The organism is Pseudomonas sp. Van50, assembly GCF_055390755.1.
On sequence record NZ_AP024343.1, the window covers coordinates 1722816 to 1739221 of the forward strand.

Consider the following 16406-nt stretch of genomic DNA (forward strand, 5'->3'; position numbering starts at 1 on the left):
CCATGAACGATCCGTTCTGGGCCAGCGCGGCCGGTCATTATTCGAAAGTCCGGACGCTGTTGCCGCAGAACCAGCCGGACAACTGGCTGCTGACCAGCCAATACGCCCTGGCGCATGGCCTGGAAACCGATGGTGTGTACCTGGGACGCATGAGCGACCGGGCGATCGAGCGAGCCCAGCGACACGCCGATCAGATGCTTGCCAGCGGCCAGTACGCAGCCGATTCGTTGTACATCCTCGACCCTCGCGCCGCGCTCCAGGCGGCGAAAACCGTCAACCGCCAAACCGACCTGTTGACCCGTATCGACGGCCTCGTGGTGTTGGCGCCGGGCTGGAAAACCTGCGCCCAATGCCCGCCGGTTGCCGACGAGACGCTGGACGTGCAGGTCAAGCTCGGTGAGCGCCAGGTGTTCAGCCGAATCAATGCCATGTTGGCCGAGGGCTGGGGGCGCGTCGAAGAGTGGGGCACCTGGTCGGAAGGGCCTGAGGCTGAGGTTGTTTTGCGCATACCGCCAGAAGCGCGGGCCATTTCGATCGAAGCGGCGGCGTTCGTGCAGCCCTCGCACACGCGCCAGCGGGTGGAGGTCTTGATCAACGGTGTTGAAGCGCTGTCGACGCAGTTCACGCGCTTGCAGGACAACACCCTTGAACTGCCCCTGACACCGCTCATTCGTGAAGCGATTGGCGCGGATGGGCGGTTGCGCGTGCATTTCCAGTTGCCTGATGCCATCAGTCCCAAGGCGCTGGGGCTGGGGAGCGACGAGCGAGTCATGGCGCTGGGGCTGAAATCGCTGATTGTGAGGTAGGGCTTTTTCATTGTGGCGAGGGAGCTTGCTCCCGCTCGGTTGCGCAGCAACCGCAAAATCTTGGGGCCGCTTCGCAGCCCAGCGGGAGCAAGCTCCCTCGCCACAAAAGCAGGGTGCCTCTCCCAATTTCTTCGACGGTATTGCACAGGCGCTTCGCCTTTTTGCGCATAGACGTGCAGCCCCCGGCGTTTCTACACTGCATCCAGTCAAGGAATCGGGGGGCAGGGGATGAACCGCAACGAATTGCGCAAGGCCGACATCAACCTGATGGTGGTTTTCGAAACGTTGATGCTTGAACGCAACGTGACGCGGGTGGCGGAAAAATTGTTCCTGGGCCAGCCGACCATCAGCTCGGCCCTCAATCGCTTGCGCAAGATGTTCAACGACCCACTGTTCATTCGCGTCGGCCACCGCATGGAGCCGACGGCCCGGGCCGAGGAAATCATCCAGCATCTCTCGCCGGCGCTCGATTCGCTGTCGGTGGCTTTGAGCCTGACCCACGATTTCGATCCCGCCAACAGCACCATGACGTTTCGTATCGGCCTGTCGGACGACGTCGAGTTCGGCTTGTTGCCGCCGCTGTTGAGCAGCCTGCGGCAAGAGGCGCCGCAAATCGTGTTCGTGGTCCAGCATGTCGATTACTGGCGCATCCCCGATTTGCTGGCGTCAGGCGACATCACCGTGGGCATCAGCCAGACGCGCGGCCTGCCGGCCAACGCCAAGCGCAAACTGTTGCGACACATTCAACCCCGCGTGTTGCGTGCCGATGCATCGGACACGCCGCTGACCCTGGACGAGTACTGCTCGCGACCTCATGTGCTGGTGTCCCATACCGCCAACGTCGCCGGGTTCGCTGATGAATGGCTGGCCGAGATCGGACGCACGCGCCAGGTCGTGCTGTCGGTGCCGCAATACAGCGCATTGCCGGCGTTGCTGGCCGGCACCGACTTGATCGCCAGCCTGCCGGACTATACCGCCGCTGCCATGGCCGCCTCGGGGCAACTGTTCAACGAGCCCTTTCCCTTCAAGACCCCGACCCTGGATTTGTCCATGGTCTGGCTGAGCCATGTCGACAGTGACCCGGCCGAGCGCTGGTTGCGATCGCGCCTGGAGGCCTTCATGGGCGAACGCGTGCCCCTGGCAGAGCCCTGACACCGGCCTGGAGCGAAACAAAACCTGCCTGAACGCATAAAGTCGAGGTAAGGTTGTGACGACTGAAACCCCCTCGTCATATTTTCGAAACGGAGTCGAACACATGCCTCACCTGCACATGGAATACACCGCCAACCTGCCCGAGCTGAAGGCCGAGGTCGCACTGCTGCGCCTGAACAATGCACTGGTGGCCTCCGGTCAGTTTTCCGCCGAGCACGACATCAAGAGCCGGGCCGTCAAGCTCGAGACTTTTCGAGTGGGCACAGGAATAGGCGAGCGGGGTTTCGTGCACGTGAAGCTGGCCTTGCTCAGCGGACGCTCGCCGGAAATCAAGAAACAATTGGCCGATAGCCTGCTGGCGGTGATCCAGGACCTGGGGCCATGGCCGGCCGAAGTCAGCGTGCAACTGTGCGTGGAAATCCTCGACATCGATCGGGAGCCGTATGCCAAGGCCTTGATCGGTCAATGACGATCAGGTGTCGCGTGGGGCGCAGGCCTTGATGATCTGTTCGCGTAGCCAGGCGTTGGCACTGTCCTGATCGAGGGCCAGGCTCCACTGCATGTTCAAGGTAAACCCTGGCAGCCCCCTGGGCGCTTCGTGGTGATTGAAAATCGCCTCGTTGGCCAGCAGTTTCTGGATGCGGCGGGGCAGGGTCAGGATGAAGTCGGTGCCGGTGATCATCTTCAGTGCGGCACTGTAGCTGTTGGCGCGAGCGGCGATTTGCCGGTGATGCGCCTGCTGCGACAGCCAGCCATCCACCATGTTGGTCGCTGACGTCCAGGGTGTCGGAAACACGTGTCGGCGCTGTACGAACGATTGAAGGCTCAGTTGCGTCTCAAGCGGCGTCGCCCGTTTATCCACGACGCAGACCAGGTCCTCCTGCAACAGCTGCCGGGATTTGAAATCGGTATGGTTGCTGTGGAAGTTCGGGCCGAAGCAGATCACCAGGTCCAGGCTGCCGTCCCGTAGCTCTTCGGCGGGAATGTCGGCTTCGAGCTTGTGCACGTTCACCACCACCGGCAGATTGGCGTAATCGAAGCCTTGCAGCAGTTGCGGCAGGATCAGGTGTTCGAAATATTCCGGTGCGCAGATATTGAAGGTAATGGCTTGCCGGGCCGGATCAAAGGTTGGCCTACCGGCATGGCACAGGTTGATGCTTTGCAAAATGCCGCGCACATGATCGTACATGCCCTCGGCCTTGTAGGTGGGGCGCATGCCAGTGCGGGTGTTGATAAACAGTTCGTCTTCGAAACAGGTTCGCAGTTTCTTGAGGCAATAACTGACGGTTGACTGGCTGACGCACAATGCCTCGGACACGCCGGTGACACTGCTTTGCTCGTACACGGCGCTAAACACCATGAGGTCCTGCATGTCGAGCTTTCTGAGGGAGTTACTGTTCAGCATCCGTTCTGTCTCTCGCTGTGCTCCTTGCGCGGATCTTGCGCAAACCAGGCTGACGATCCTAACGGAACGATGGTGCCAAGAGAATGCCGGGCAGGCGCTTTCATGGTCGGGAACGGGACAGATAATGTAGGGAACACGACGTGTCGATCAACGACCGATTCGTTTGCCTATGTTTAGTTTGCGCCGATCCAAGCTCCAGCAAATCCAGGTTTAACCGTCCAGGGGGCCGTGGGACGCTTGTTCGATGTGTTTCCTGTGATGCGCTCATGGACGGTTCGCCCCTGGCATTCCAATACCCTTCATACGCCGCAGTCGATCCGGTCGGCCGGTTCACGCCTGCCATGGCCCCAGCCCTGAGTGCGCTGCCTTCCGAGCTGGCCTTTTGGGCGCTCTGGCATTGCCGGCATGCGCGCCCTCCAGATACTCGAGTTTCCTGTTGATCACTCATCGTGCTCGCACAACGGCGAGCACGCATTGACGGCGCTTTGTCGCCCGTCCGACATGGAAATACGAGCCTTCCCATGAGCCTTGCGAAAATTTCTTTTGCACCCGTGCAAGACGCCCAGGCGTTCCTCGCGCAGAACCCCGATATCGAGCTGTTCGAGTTGTTCATTCTCGATAACAACGGCGTGCCTCGGGGCAAGTTGTTGCATCGGGACGAGTTGCTGGCGGTCTACGAAAGTGGCCGGCCACTGCCCAGTACGATTCTCGGGCTGACCATCAATGGCGACGATGTGGAAAACTCCGGGCTGGTGTGGGACGTCGGTGACATCGATTGCCGCGCCTATCCCATCAGTGGCAGCTTGCAACGCATGCCGTGGCGATTGATTCCCACGGCCGCGGTGCAGGTCAGCATGCATCCCCAGGAAGGTGGACCGGCGACCATCGCCGATCCGCGTTATTTGCTCAGCCAGGTGATCGAGGCCCTGCAGGCCGACGGTTATTACCCGGTGATGGCAGCGGAACTGGAGTTCTATCTGCTGGATGCGCACCGCGACAACCAAGGCCGGCCGCAGCCAGCACGGGACGCCGACGGTGGACGACCGCATGCCACCCAGGTTTATGGTTTGCGCGAGCTGGAGCAGATCGAGCCGTTCCTGGCCGACCTGTACGCCGCATGCAAACTGCAAGGCATCCCGGCCCGGACCGCCATTTCCGAATACGCACCCGGGCAAGTGGAGATCACCCTCGAACATCGCAGCGATGCCTTGCAAGCCATGGATGAAGCGGTGCGCTACAAACGACTGGTCAAGGGCGTGGCCCACAAGCACGGCATGCAGGCGTGTTTCATGGCCAAGCCATTCGATCACTTGGCGGGCTCCGGCATGCACATGCATGTCAGTCTGGCGGACCGTGATGGCCACAACCTGTTTGCCAGTGAAGCCGGCGACGGCACGCCGTTGCTGCGCCATGCAGTGGGCGGGATGCTCGACACCTTGCTCGATTCGCTGCTGATGTTTTGCCCGAACGCCAACTCCTACCGGCGATTCCAAAGCAACAGCTACGCGCCGCTGGCGGCGACCTGGGGCGTGGACAACCGCACCGTGAGCCTGAGGGTGCCGGGTGGCCCGGCATTCTCGCGGCACATCGAGCATCGTATCTGCGGCGCCGATGCCAACCCTTACCTGGCTGCGGCGGCGATATTGGGCGGCATTCATCACGGCATACGTGAACAGTGCGATCCCGGGAAACCTGTGGAAGGCAACGGCTATGCCCAGGTGATCGAACCGCTGCCCACCGACTGGCTCACTACCCTGCGTGCTCTCGAGACTTCGGCCTGGGCGCGGCAGGCGTTTGGCGAGGCGTTTCTGGATGTTTATCTGGCGGTCAAGCGCGCCGAATACCGTCAGTTCATGGGGGAAGTCGGCGAGCAGGATTGGCGCTGGTATCTGCATCAGGCCTGAAACAGGTGCCTGGCGGGATCCTTAAATAATTATTTAATAGCAACTTTTTCACGAAAAATTGATGGTGGGCTACCTAAAGTTTGTGTTGCCGTAGGAAACGATTTTTTCATGTTTACTGCGGCACTTCTTTTTAAAAGAGCAACTTCAGGAAACCGTCAACCATCATGCTGACTATTAAAGCCGTGCGCCCCGAGTGGGTGACGCTGGCCGCCAGTGCCTTTTTGTTAGTGGGCTTCAACATCGTGCTCTGGCAACACTTGCTGGCGATCACCACGGCTGACGCTCGGGGCCTGCTGATGTGCGCGGCGTTTGGCCTGATGATTTTCTGCGCGTTCAACCTGGTGTTGACGCTCGTGGCCTTCCGTCCGCTGCTCAAGCCCGTACTGATGCTGCTCTTCCTGATCAGCGCTGGCGTGGCATATTTCATGGCCCAATACGGTGTACTGATCGACGCCGGCATGTTGCGCAACTTCGCTGAAACCAATGCCACGGAAGTCCGTGACCTGTTGTCGCTGAAGTTGTTTGTCTATATCTGTTTGTTGGGTGTCTTGCCATGCTGGTTGTTGTTCAAAACCCCAATCAACTACCGTCGTTGGCCCAAGGAATTATTAAGTAAGTTGCTGGTCGGCGTGGCTTCGGCCGCCGTGATCGGCCTGGTCGCCCTGGCCAACTACCAAGGCCTGTCTTCATTGTTTCGTAACCACCACGAATTGCGGTTGATGGTCGTGCCGAGCAACTACATCGGTGCTTCATTCGGGTACTTGCGTGAGCAGGTCGCGTCGGCCAAGCAGCCGTTCATCACCGTGGGCGAAGACGCGAGCCGCAACCCGGCCTGGCAAACCCACGGTCGCAAATCCCTGACTGTCCTGGTGGTGGGCGAAAGTGCCCGGGCCGAGAACTTCGGCATCCTCGGCTATAACCGCGACACCACGCCGACACTGGACAAGGAGGCCGGCCTGATCGCCTTCACCGACGTGCATTCCTGCGGCACCGAAACCGCCGTGTCGGTGCCCTGCATGTTTTCCAACATGGGACGCAAGAACTACGACGCCAGCAAGGCCAGGAATGAAGAGGGCTTGCTGGACGTGCTCAAGCGCGCCGGGCTGGAGGTGATCTGGCGAGACAACCAGTCCGGCTGCAAGGGCACCTGCGATCGGGTCACGCTGCAGGATCTCAGCAATCTCAAGGACCCGGCCTTGTGCGCCAACAGTGAATGCCGCGACGAGATCCTGCTCCAGGGCCTGCAGCACTTCATCGATACGCTCGACAAGGACACGGTCCTGGTGCTGCACCAGATGGGCAGCCACGGGCCGGAGTACTTCAAGCGCTATCCCAAGGAGTACGAGCATTTCACCCCGGTGTGCGAAAGCAACGCGCTGAACAATTGCAGCCGCGAGAGCATCGTCAATGGCTACGACAACACGCTGGTGTACACCGATCACGTGCTGTCGACCCTGATCGACCTGCTGCGGGCCAACCAGGACAAGGTCGATACGGCCATGCTGTACCTGTCGGACCATGGCGAGTCCCTGGGCGAATACAACCTGTTTCTCCATGGCACGCCCTACATGCTCGCCCCGGAGCAACAGAAACACGTGGCGATGCTGGCCTGGTTCTCCGACAGCTACCAGAAGTCTTTTTCGGTCGACACCCATTGCCTGCAACTGAGCCGGGAAAAGCCCTTGAGCCAGGACAACCTGTTCCACTCGATGCTCGGGCTGCTGGAAGTCAACAGCCAGGTCTACAACCGGGACCTGGACCTGTTCGCCAACTGCCGCGGCGCGGTCATCGACGGCGTGCTCGCCCGGGAATGATCGCTTCCACCTTTTTTTCACGCCGGGTTGTTTAACCTGTTCCCATTCATTCCCCAAGAGCCGTTTGTATGTCCGGGCAGCCCCCTTCCACCGTCGAGCTTGAGTTCGCCAGGCAACACGACCGGGAACACGCACAAGTGTGCTGCCAGCCGGCGCCTCGGCGTTTGCGCCTGGCGTTCTGGCGCGACGAGCACATGGTGCGCAATGCCCTGAAGGTGGCGGGCGAGCCGGGGCTGGTGCTGGATGTGGCCTGTGGGGCGGGGCGGTTCTGGCCAGTACTGGCCGAGCATGCCAACCGAGTGATCCTGGCGGCGGACCCGTCGCCGGACATGCTCGAACATGCGCTCACCCACCATGGCGGCGCATTGCTCCAGCGGGTCAAGACCTTTCCGAGTTCGGCGTTCACCCTCGGTCTGTCGGCCAACGCGGTGGATTGTATTCTCTGTCTGCAACTGTTTCGCCACGTCAGTGCCAGCGAGCATCGCCTGGCGCTATTGCGCGAGTTTCATCGGGTCAGTCGCGACACGGTGATCGTTTCGGTGCAAATCGAAGGACGCCTCAAGATCGGCCAGGCCCCGCGACGGAGCCTGGCCGACAAGGCTGATATCGAAGCCGAGTTCCGCCAGGCCGGTTTCAGCGTGCTTTGGTACCAGGATTTCCTGCCCGGTTTTGCCCTGACGCGTGTTTATGTGTTGCGTAAGACCGGTTAACTCTTGATGTAGGACTATTCTTGCTTTTTCGCAGGCGATTTCTCTCAGGCGGCTGCTCTATGGATGCTCGCAATCGCCAGCGGCGATATATACTGCGCGCCATTCTTCAAGGGAGAGCCGTGTGGCCATCGATATTCACTGGATTCGCGACAACGATAGCCTCGGTCAGTTTTGCGCCGAGTGGCAGCAGTTGCCATTCGTCGCCCTCGATACCGAATTCATGCGGGTCGACACCTTTTATCCCATTGCCGGTTTGCTGCAGATCGGCGACGGCAAGCGTGCCTACCTGATCGACCCCTTGACCATCGACAATTGGCAGCCCTTGGCCGCCCTGCTGGAAAACCCGGCGGTGCTCAAGGTGCTGCACGCCTGTAGCGAAGACCTTGAAGTGCTGCTGCGCCTCACTGGCAGCCTGCCCGCGCCGCTGTTCGATACTCAACTGGCCGCCGCCTACCTGAACCTGGGTTTCTCCATGGGCTATTCGCGGCTGGTGCAGGAAGTACTGGGCATCGAGTTGCCCAAGGGCGAGACCCGTTCCGACTGGTTGCAACGGCCCCTGTCCGAGACGCAGATCAGCTACGCGGCAGAGGATGCCGTGCATCTGGCAGAGGTTTTCGTACAACTGCGCCCGAAGCTTTCCGACGAAAAATACCGCTGGGTCCTGGAGGATGGCGCCGAACTGGTGGCCAACCTGCGTCGCGAAGTCGACCCGTACGAGGTCTACCGCGAGGCCAAGCTGGCCTGGAAGCTGTCCCGGGCTCAATTAGCCGTGCTGCGCGAGTTGTGCGCCTGGCGCGAGCGCGAGGCGCGGGCCCGTGACCTGCCGCGTAACCGCATCATTCGCGAGCATTCGCTGTGGCCCCTGGCCCGCACCCAGCCGGATAACCTCGGCGCACTGGCGAAGATCGAAGACATGCACCCGCGTACCGTGCGCCAGGACGGCCAGTTTCTGCTGGACTTGATCCAGCGCGCCGCCAGCATTCCGCCCGAGCAATGGCCGCCGGCCGTGGCCGAGCCGTTGCCCATCGAGGCGTCCGCCCTGGTCAAGCGCCTGCGGGCGTTGGGACAGGCTGAAGCCGAGCGCCTGGAGATTGCCCCGGAGCTGATGCTGCGCAAGAAAACCCTCGAAGCGCTGATCAAGAGCGGCTTCCCCGAGGGCCCTTACCAATTGCCCGATTCGCTGCGTGGCTGGCGCCGCGAATTGATGGGCCAGGCGCTGCTCGACAGCCTGGCCACTGCCGGAGAACAGCCTTGAAACGTATCTGCTCCATCTACCGCAGCTCGAAGAAAAACGAGATGTACCTGTATGTGCTCAAGAGCGATGCCTTGAAGCGTGTGCCCGAGCCCCTGATGGCCGCCTTTGGCAAGGCGATCCATGCCTTCGACCTGGTGCTGAGCCCCGAGCGGGAGCTGTCCCGGGAAGACATCAACAAGGTGCTGGAAAACCTCGACACCCAGGGCTATCACTTGCAGATGCCGCCGGCCGAAGACGAGTACATCGAGCATTTGCCCGAAGAGTTGCTGCGCCGCAACGACCCGGTCTGACGGTAGTGGGGGCGCCTGTCCTGGGTGCCTTTTGCAACACTGGAATGGTTTATTGACGACGATCGCAGGGATGGAGCGACACTCTGTCGGCGCTCGTCTGCATTGTTTTTGAAAGGTTTGATTCATGCGCGTTCTGATTGCCGAACACGATCACGCGGTGTATGCCCAGCTTCTGCGTCAGGCTGCACCCGATATTGAAGTCCTGACCAGCGGCGATTCCGCCGAACTGTCGCGACTGGCCACCGATTGCCCGGTCTGGCTCGGCCAGCCTGATCTGCTGGCCACCCTGTTGCGTCAAGGCCACCAGCCCCGTTGGCTGCAATCGACCTGGGCGGGTATCACGCCGTTGCTGGCCGATGGCTTGAGCCGCGATTACCGCCTGACCCGTGCGGTGGGCATTTTTGGCCAGGTGATGGCTGAGTACGTGCTCACCTACATGCTCGGCCATGAGCGCGAGGTGCTGGCCCGTTTGGTCAGTCAGGTCGAGCGCAAGTGGGACAACCGCCAGGGTCAAGGCCTGGCCGGGCGCAAGGTGTTGATCGTCGGGACGGGAGACATCGGCCAGCGTGTGGCGCAGTTCCTGATGCCGTTCGGGGTGCAGTTGTATGGCATCGCCAGCGAAGCCAGGACGTTGGCACCGTTTATCGAAGTCGGGGCGTTGAAGGACTTGCCTCGTCTGGTGGGCGACATGGATTACGTGATCAATTTGCTGCCCAATACGCCGGATACCCATGACATCTACGACGCGGCGCTGTTCAAGCAATTCAAGCCGAGCGGGTTGTTCATCAACGTCGGCCGCGGCGTGGCGGTGGTGGATGCGGACCTGGTGCAAGCCCTGAAGGATGGGCACCTGGCCGGTGCGGTGATCGACGTTTGCCGCCAGGAGCCATTGCCACAACGCCATCCGTTCTGGACTGCCTGGGGGCTGCTGCTGACCGGCCACAGCTCGGCACCGACCTCGCCACCGATGATGGTGCAATTGTTCCTGGAAAACCTGCGGGCCTACCAGGCGGGCGAAGCGCTGCGCGGGGAAGTGGATTTCAGCCGGGGTTACTGAAGCCCATTTTCAGTGGTCACAAAAAATGTGTTCGCCACAGATCAAAATGTGGGAGCGAGCTTGCTCGCGATGGTGGAGTGTCAGTCGACATCAAAGTGGCTGACCTGACGCTATCGCGAGCAAGCTCGCTCCCACAGTGGGTTTTCAGCGGTCACAAAATAGGGTTACAGGGTGAAGTCGCCTTCGGCCACCAGTTCGCTCAATGGCCGGCGCGGGCTTGGGACTTCGCGGGCCTGGAGGTATTCGGCCAGGGTCGACTTGTCCCCCAGCTTGCCAATCGCCACGGCGGCGTGCAGGGCGTAGCCTTCCGGGATCTTCAGTTCCTTGCGGGTCAGTTCCTGGTCGAAACCGGCCATGCCATGGGTGTGCCAGCCGCTGAGGCTGGCTTGCAACGCCAGGTGGCCCCAGGCCGCGCCGGTGTCGAAGGTGTGGGTCTGCGCCGGGGTTTCCTCGGTGGCACCGGGCACCGCGAAGGTGGTTTTCGAGACGACGATCACCAGCGCCGAGGCGTGTTGGGCCCAGCCGCGGTTGAACTCGTTGAGCAAACCCAGGAAACGCTCCCAATTCGGCGTGTCGCGCCGTGCGTACAGGAAGCGCCAGGGTTGTGAGTTGTAGGCCGAAGGGGCCCAGCGAGCGGCTTCGAAGAAGCTCAGCAAGGTTTCTTCGGTAATGCTTTCACCGGTAAACGCGCGGGGCGACCAGCGTTCGATGAACTGAGGGTGGATCGCGTAATCGGCAATGCGGGAATTGGCGCTCATGGGCTCACCTGGCTCGAGTTTGGAAAGACAATGCAGCAAGCTACGTCCCGCTGCCCGGCCTGACAAGCCCCTGCCTACCGACAGTCGCCAATGCTTGGCCTGAGGAGGTCCCGGCACTAGACTGTCGGCCTTTCACCACCTGATGTTGATGCTTGAGCCATGGCCGCCAAAGTCGAACCGTTCTGGATACGCAAAACCCTCGATCAGCTCGATACACAGGAGTGGGAATCGCTGTGCGACGGCTGTGGCCTGTGCTGCCTGCAAAAGCTCGAAGACGAAGACGACAACAGCGTCTACTACACACGCATCGCCTGCAAACTGCTGGACCTGAAAACCTGCCAGTGCACCGACTACCCTAATCGCCGTGAGTTCGTGCCCGATTGCATCCAGCTCACACCGGGCAAGGCCGATGAGTTCAAATGGCTGCCGCCCACCTGCGGTTATCGGCTGGTCAGCGAAGGCAAGGACTTGCCGTTGTGGCACCACCTGGTCTGCGGTGATCGAGAGGCCGTGCACCACGAACGCATTTCCCAGTCCGGGCGCATGCTGGCCGAAGGCAGCGTGCCGGAAGACGATTGGGAAGATCATCTGATTTTCCGCGCCGGCTGAACCACCGGGCGGCGCACCACCAGGGAGAACCCATGGCTGCAGGATTGAAACGGATGCTGGCAGCCGGGCTGCTGGCGGTGTGCGGGCCGCTGTGGGCGGCGCAGAAAGTCGACCTGGATTATCACGTGCACCTGTTGCCACAGAGCGATCAGGCCGAGGTGCGCCTGACCCTGGCCCGGGGGGCGGCGGTGCGCAGCCTGGATTTCGACCTCGGCGACGGCAGCCGCTACAGCGATTTCAAGGCCGACGGCCAATGGCAGCTCACCCCCGGCAAGGAGGCGCGTGGCGTCTGGCGTCCGGCCGCCGACAAGGCCAGCCTGAGCTACCGTGTGCGCATCAGCCATGCCCGCAAGAACGCCACCTTCGAAACCCGCATGACCCCGACGTGGGCGTTGCTGCGCGGCGACGATCTGGTGCCGGCGGCCAAGCTCGACCAGCAGGATGGCGTCGAACTGGTGGCCCGTCTTGAGGTGGAATTGCCCGACGGCTGGAAAAGCATCGAGACCCCCTGGCCGCGTATCGGCAAACAACGTTTTCGCATCGACAATCCCTCGCGTTTGTTCGATCGCCCCACTGGCTGGATGCTCGCCGGCAAACTGGGCAGCCGCCGCACACGCCTGGGCGAAACCGAAGTGACGGTGGCCTCGCCCCAGGGCCAGGGCATGCGCCGGATGGATGTGCTGACACTGCTGACGTTCGTCTGGCCGCAGGTACAGGCGCTGGTGCCGCGTCATCCGGCCAAGTTGCTGATCGTCGGTGCCGGTGATCCGCTGTGGCGTGGTGCCCAGGCCGGCCATGACTCGATTTACCTGCACAGCCGTCCGCCGCTGGTCAGCGAGCGGGGCAGCAGCCCGTTGTTGCGGGAGTTGGTGCAGGCGCTGGCCCGGGTCAATGATCAGGATCGTAGCGACTGGATCAGTGAGGGGCTGACCGAGTACTACGCCATTGAACTGCTACGCCGCGCCGGCGGCCTGAGTGATGAGCGCTACCAGACCTTGAACGACCGGCTCGCCCGCGAGAGCAAGGGCGTCACCACTTTGCGCGGCGAGCAGATCGGCCCGGCGACGGTGGCCAAGGCGGTGCTGCTGTTGCAGGAACTGGACCGCGAGATTCGCCTGAAAACCCGCAACAAGCGTTCGCTGGATGATGTGTTGCAGGGGGCGATGCGCTTGGAAACGGTCGATACCCAGGAGTTTGTGCAGCTCAGTGAGAGCGTTCTGGGTGGGGCCTCTACTGTGCTGGATACCCGGTTACTTCAGTGACACCGCTTTCGCGAGCAAGCTCGCTCCCACATTGGATTTTCGGCGTTCACAAAACCTGTGGGAGCGAGCTTGCTCGCGAAGGGGCCATCAGCGGCGCTGCAAAAATCAGAGCCCAACCTTTGGCGAAACCAGTGAATCGTTCCCCGTCACCGTAGCCGTGCCAGTCGCCGCCTCGGCATTGGCCTTCAAACGACTCAGTTCTTCACCGGCCTCCTCGATACGGGTGCGGGCGCTGTGCAGATTCTGGCGATTCTTCTCCAGCAGGCTCTTGGCCGAGCAATGCCCGGTGATCCCTCGCGCGAGCGCCAGGCCACCGATCGCCAGTTGAGCCAGGCCGATCACCCCGCCACGACGCAAGCCCTTGCCCATCATCAGCACACCGCCGGCCAGCGAGCCAATGCGTTCCCAGCCGTGCACGTTTTGTGGCGGATGGGATTGGAAAGGGGTGCTCTCGATGGGCTCGAACGGATTGTTATCGCTCATGATCTGTCTCCAGTATGGGGTTGGTATAAAACTGACTGCCCGCGCGATTGCGTTGTTCAATCGAGTTTTGCACCGATCAGCGGAATTGCGGCCCCGAACGGGTGTTGTTGCCTTTGGCCATGCGGTCGTACAGCACGACGTTGACGGTGGCGGCCAGGTTCATGCAACCGGTGGTGGGGATGTACACCACGTCCTCGCACCAGTCGCGGATGTCCTTGTCCAGCGAGCCGTCCTCCGGGCCGAAGATGTACAGCGCCCGGTCCGGGTGGGTGTATTCGGGCAGGGGGCGAGCGCCTTCCACCAGTTCCACAGCCACTGGCACACAGCCCAGTGGCAGGATTTTCTTCAGGTCGTCGATACCGATCAGCGGGATGTCGTAGTGGACTTTCTTGGTGTCGGTGACGAAGTCGGCGGCGCGCTCATAGCGCTTGCCGGTGTAGAACACCGACGCCACGCCGTAGCAGCCGGCGGCACGCATGACCGAACCGACGTTTTCCGGTGACTTGGGGTTGAACAGACCGATGCAGCTATAGCGTTTGTTGGCCACGGGCGGGGTGCCTTTGGGGAAAAGGCGCGATTATACGGGGAATGGGGGAGGGTGGTCAGGTTCGAGATGTGTGGTGTTTATTTGATCGCCTTCGCGAGCAAGCTCGCTCCCACATTGGATTTTCGGCGTTCACAAAACCTGTGGGAGCGAGCTTGCTCGCGATGGCGGCCTGACAGGCTGTAATTACTCGTCTTTCTTCATCAACCCGGCCAGCGCGGCGAAGGGGTTGTGGGTCGCCTTGGCGATTTTCGGGGTGCTCAGGGAGCCGTCGCCGAAGTATTGCTGGTCGGTGTAGCGCGAGTGTTCGTTGTCGTGGCAGTACAGGCACAGCAGTTCCCAGTTGGAACCGTCCTGGGGGTTGTTGTCGTGGTTGTGGTCGCGGTGATGAACGGTCAGTTCGCTCAGGCGCTTGCCGGAAAACTCACGGGCGCAGCGGCCACAGACATGGGGGTACATTTTCAGGGCTTTGTCGCGGTAGCCCATCTCCCGGTCGCGCTGAGCATCGGCGAGGATGCGGTCCAGCTTGGCGGTGTTGGACGGTGGCGTTGACGAACTCATGGGTTCACCTTTGTAAATAAAGACTGATGACGGTTGGGCACAGTTTAGCTTAGCCCTTGAGTTTCTCGGCAATCCAGATGGTGTGGCGGGTGCCTTTGTTGCCGTGGGCGAACACTTGCACTTCTTCGGCCTTGAAGCCGGCTTTCTTCAGCTTGTCGGAAAACTGCCGGTCAGCGCTGGCCGACCACACCGCCAATACGCCCTTGGGCCGCAGGGCCTTGGCGCAGGCGGCCAGGCCTCCGGCCGAATACAGCCAACTGTTGGCTTTCTGGGTCAGGCCTTCCGGGCCGTTGTCGACGTCCAGCATGATCGCGTCGAACCCTTGGGGCTCGGCTTGCAGCACCTTGGCCACGTCTTCCATGCGGATCACCGTGCGCGGGTCTGCCAGCGGTCGCCCGGCTTTTTCACCCAAGGGGCCACGGTTCCACTCCACTACCCCGGGCACCAGTTCGGCCACCACCACTTCGGCGGTCTTGCCCAGGTGCTTGAGGGCCGAGGCGAGGGTGAAGCCCATGCCGAGGCCGCCGATCAGCACGCGGGAGCCAGGACGACCGGCGACCTTGCGGCAAGGAATCTCTGCCAAGGCGTCTTCGGAACCGTGCATGCGGGTGTTCATCAACTGCCCGCCGTCGCCGCCCTGGATCTTGATGACGAAGTCTTCGCCGTACTCGAACAGGCACAGGGCACCGCCGTTATCAGGGATGGGTGTGGTGTCGAGCAGAACGAAACGTTTCATGGAGATCTCGTAGGAGGGCAAACCGCGCGGTAACGACTAGCCTTAAAGCAGACAATAGCCACGGAGCCATTGATGAAGTGCATCATTCTAACGGCCATTGCCCTGGCGGCGCTCTCAATAAGTTGCGCCCAGGCTCAGCAACCGACGATTCCGGTCAACCCGCCCAGCATCCCCGGCTCGCCGGGCACCGCCACCCCCATGCCGTATCCGCCGGTCACGCCCAACGGGGTACCCAAGGCGGGCACCGGAAGCGGCGGGCCGCCCTTGCTGCCGCCCATTGAAATGCCCAAGCCGCCCAAGGACCAGCCGATACCGGGCATGGAGCCGAAGCCGGTGAAGGCCAAGTCGCCGGGGGGTAAATCGACAAGACGACGCAATAACCTGTGGGAGCGAGCTTGCTCGCGATAGCGGTGTGTCAGTCGACTTCAATGCTGGCTGATCCGCCGCTATCGCGAGCAAGCTCGCTCCCACAGGGTTTATGTGTTGTTGTCAGACCTGCTGCGACAACAACTGCCCGTCGGCCATGCGCAGGCGCTTGGACAGGGAGACGGCGAGGGCGCGGATGATCTTGGCGGCGATCTTGGGGGCGTCGTTGAGCATTTTTTCCAGGGAATCCTTGCCCAGGTTCAGCAACTGGCAATCACTGGCGGCGATGCAACTGGCCGAGCGCCGTTCGCCATCGAGCACGGCCATTTCACCGAAGGCCCGACCGCTGCGCAGCGTGGCGATGGTCACGGGTTGGCCGTCGGGACCGGTTTTCTGCACGGCCACCTGGCCGGTGTGGATGATGCACATGAAGCTGCCGGCATCGCCCTCGTGGAAAATCGCTTCGCCCTCGGCGATGGCGCTGATGCTGAAATAGCCCGACGCCGCGGCGAAGTCGACGGGCAGCAACTGGTCGAACAGACCGCAGTCCATCAGCCAGTCGCGGATTTCTTTGTTCAGTAAGGTCGGTTCTGACATGTCGTCACGGTCTTTTTCTTGTGTTTGCTACGGGTTTGGATTGAAGAGGAACCCTTTTGGGAGCGAGCTTGCTCGCGATAGCGATGTGTCAGTCAAC

At 61.5% G+C, this 16406-nt stretch carries 19 protein-coding genes; 12 read left to right on the forward strand and 7 right to left on the reverse strand.

Annotation, left to right across the window (positions count from 1 at the left end; all coding sequences use genetic code 11):
• Positions 1–2 precede the first annotated feature (2 nt).
• From ACZ5M5_RS07655 to ACZ5M5_RS07665, 3 genes are all read left to right on the forward strand, one after another.
• Positions 3–806: a DUF6311 domain-containing protein gene (locus tag ACZ5M5_RS07655; protein ID WP_464739334.1), complete on the forward strand. Its 804-nt coding sequence runs from the start codon at positions 3–5 to the stop codon at positions 804–806.
• Positions 807–1034: 228 nt separating this feature from the next.
• A complete protein-coding gene (locus tag ACZ5M5_RS07660) occupies positions 1035–1958 on the forward strand; it encodes a LysR family transcriptional regulator (RefSeq protein WP_103310561.1) in 924 nt (307 codons plus the stop codon).
• A gap of 103 nt (positions 1959–2061) precedes the next feature.
• A complete protein-coding gene (locus ACZ5M5_RS07665; protein ID WP_060738747.1) occupies positions 2062–2427 on the forward strand; it encodes a 5-carboxymethyl-2-hydroxymuconate Delta-isomerase in 366 nt (121 codons plus the stop codon).
• A gap of 3 nt (positions 2428–2430) precedes the next feature.
• Here the strand turns inward: ACZ5M5_RS07665 and ACZ5M5_RS07670 are convergent, their stop codons facing one another.
• Positions 2431–3363, reverse strand: coding sequence for a LysR family transcriptional regulator (locus tag ACZ5M5_RS07670; RefSeq protein ID WP_103310563.1), 933 nt, complete (start codon positions 3361–3363; stop codon positions 2431–2433).
• Positions 3364–3899: 536 nt separating this feature from the next.
• On the opposite strand from ACZ5M5_RS07670, the gene ACZ5M5_RS07675 reads away from it, so the two are divergent.
• The 6 genes from ACZ5M5_RS07675 (at position 3900) to ACZ5M5_RS07700 (ending at position 10393) form a co-directional block, all read left to right on the forward strand.
• On the forward strand, positions 3900–5267 hold the full coding sequence (locus ACZ5M5_RS07675) for a glutamine synthetase family protein (protein ID WP_464739336.1): 1368 nt from the start codon (positions 3900–3902) through the stop codon (positions 5265–5267).
• Between the two features lie 164 nt (positions 5268–5431).
• Positions 5432–7081 carry a phosphoethanolamine transferase gene (locus ACZ5M5_RS07680; RefSeq protein WP_464738847.1) on the forward strand — a complete coding sequence of 550 codons (1650 nt, stop codon included), beginning with the start codon at positions 5432–5434 and terminating at the stop codon, positions 7079–7081.
• A 68-nt stretch (positions 7082–7149) separates the two neighbouring features.
• Positions 7150–7791: a class I SAM-dependent methyltransferase gene (locus tag ACZ5M5_RS07685; RefSeq protein WP_103310567.1), complete on the forward strand. Its 642-nt coding sequence runs from the start codon at positions 7150–7152 to the stop codon at positions 7789–7791.
• 121 nt (positions 7792–7912) lie between these two features.
• Positions 7913–9046, forward strand: coding sequence for a ribonuclease D (gene rnd, locus ACZ5M5_RS07690; protein ID WP_060738742.1), 1134 nt, complete (start codon positions 7913–7915; stop codon positions 9044–9046).
• Entirely contained in the window at positions 9043–9336 is a 294-nt protein-coding gene (locus ACZ5M5_RS07695) for a YcgL domain-containing protein (RefSeq protein WP_053120094.1), read from the forward strand. Before rnd ends, ACZ5M5_RS07695 begins: the two co-directional genes overlap by 4 nt.
• A gap of 124 nt (positions 9337–9460) precedes the next feature.
• The gene (locus ACZ5M5_RS07700) at positions 9461–10393 is read left to right on the forward strand and encodes a D-2-hydroxyacid dehydrogenase (protein ID WP_060738741.1); all 933 of its coding nucleotides are present in this window, start codon (positions 9461–9463) and stop codon (positions 10391–10393) included.
• 164 nt (positions 10394–10557) lie between these two features.
• On the opposite strand, the gene ACZ5M5_RS07705 is transcribed toward ACZ5M5_RS07700, so the two are convergent.
• On the reverse strand, positions 10558–11151 hold the full coding sequence (locus tag ACZ5M5_RS07705; protein ID WP_464738848.1) for a nitroreductase family protein: 594 nt from the start codon (positions 11149–11151) through the stop codon (positions 10558–10560).
• Positions 11152–11310: 159 nt separating this feature from the next.
• On the opposite strand from ACZ5M5_RS07705, the gene ACZ5M5_RS07710 reads away from it, so the two are divergent.
• A complete protein-coding gene (locus ACZ5M5_RS07710; RefSeq protein ID WP_060738739.1) occupies positions 11311–11760 on the forward strand; it encodes a YcgN family cysteine cluster protein in 450 nt (149 codons plus the stop codon).
• A 32-nt stretch (positions 11761–11792) separates the two neighbouring features.
• Entirely contained in the window at positions 11793–13022 is a 1230-nt protein-coding gene (locus ACZ5M5_RS07715; protein WP_464738849.1) for a hypothetical protein, read from the forward strand.
• Between the two features lie 105 nt (positions 13023–13127).
• On the opposite strand, the gene ACZ5M5_RS07720 is transcribed toward ACZ5M5_RS07715, so the two are convergent.
• From ACZ5M5_RS07720 to ACZ5M5_RS07735, 4 genes are all read right to left on the reverse strand, one after another.
• Positions 13128–13505, reverse strand: coding sequence for a YgaP family membrane protein (locus ACZ5M5_RS07720; protein ID WP_103310572.1), 378 nt, complete (start codon positions 13503–13505; stop codon positions 13128–13130).
• 76 nt (positions 13506–13581) lie between these two features.
• A complete protein-coding gene (locus ACZ5M5_RS07725) occupies positions 13582–14052 on the reverse strand; it encodes an RNA methyltransferase (protein ID WP_003198862.1) in 471 nt (156 codons plus the stop codon).
• 183 nt (positions 14053–14235) lie between these two features.
• Positions 14236–14610 carry a YajD family HNH nuclease gene (locus ACZ5M5_RS07730; RefSeq protein ID WP_003184246.1) on the reverse strand — a complete coding sequence of 125 codons (375 nt, stop codon included), beginning with the start codon at positions 14608–14610 and terminating at the stop codon, positions 14236–14238.
• A 49-nt stretch (positions 14611–14659) separates the two neighbouring features.
• The gene (locus tag ACZ5M5_RS07735; RefSeq protein ID WP_018607541.1) at positions 14660–15346 is read right to left on the reverse strand and encodes a spermidine synthase; all 687 of its coding nucleotides are present in this window, start codon (positions 15344–15346) and stop codon (positions 14660–14662) included.
• A gap of 72 nt (positions 15347–15418) precedes the next feature.
• On the opposite strand from ACZ5M5_RS07735, the gene ACZ5M5_RS07740 reads away from it, so the two are divergent.
• Positions 15419–15754, forward strand: coding sequence for a hypothetical protein (locus ACZ5M5_RS07740; protein ID WP_464738850.1), 336 nt, complete (start codon positions 15419–15421; stop codon positions 15752–15754).
• A gap of 81 nt (positions 15755–15835) precedes the next feature.
• Here the strand turns inward: ACZ5M5_RS07740 and ACZ5M5_RS07745 are convergent, their stop codons facing one another.
• A complete protein-coding gene (locus ACZ5M5_RS07745) occupies positions 15836–16309 on the reverse strand; it encodes a cyclic nucleotide-binding domain-containing protein (protein ID WP_057449793.1) in 474 nt (157 codons plus the stop codon).
• Positions 16310–16406 lie beyond the last annotated feature (97 nt).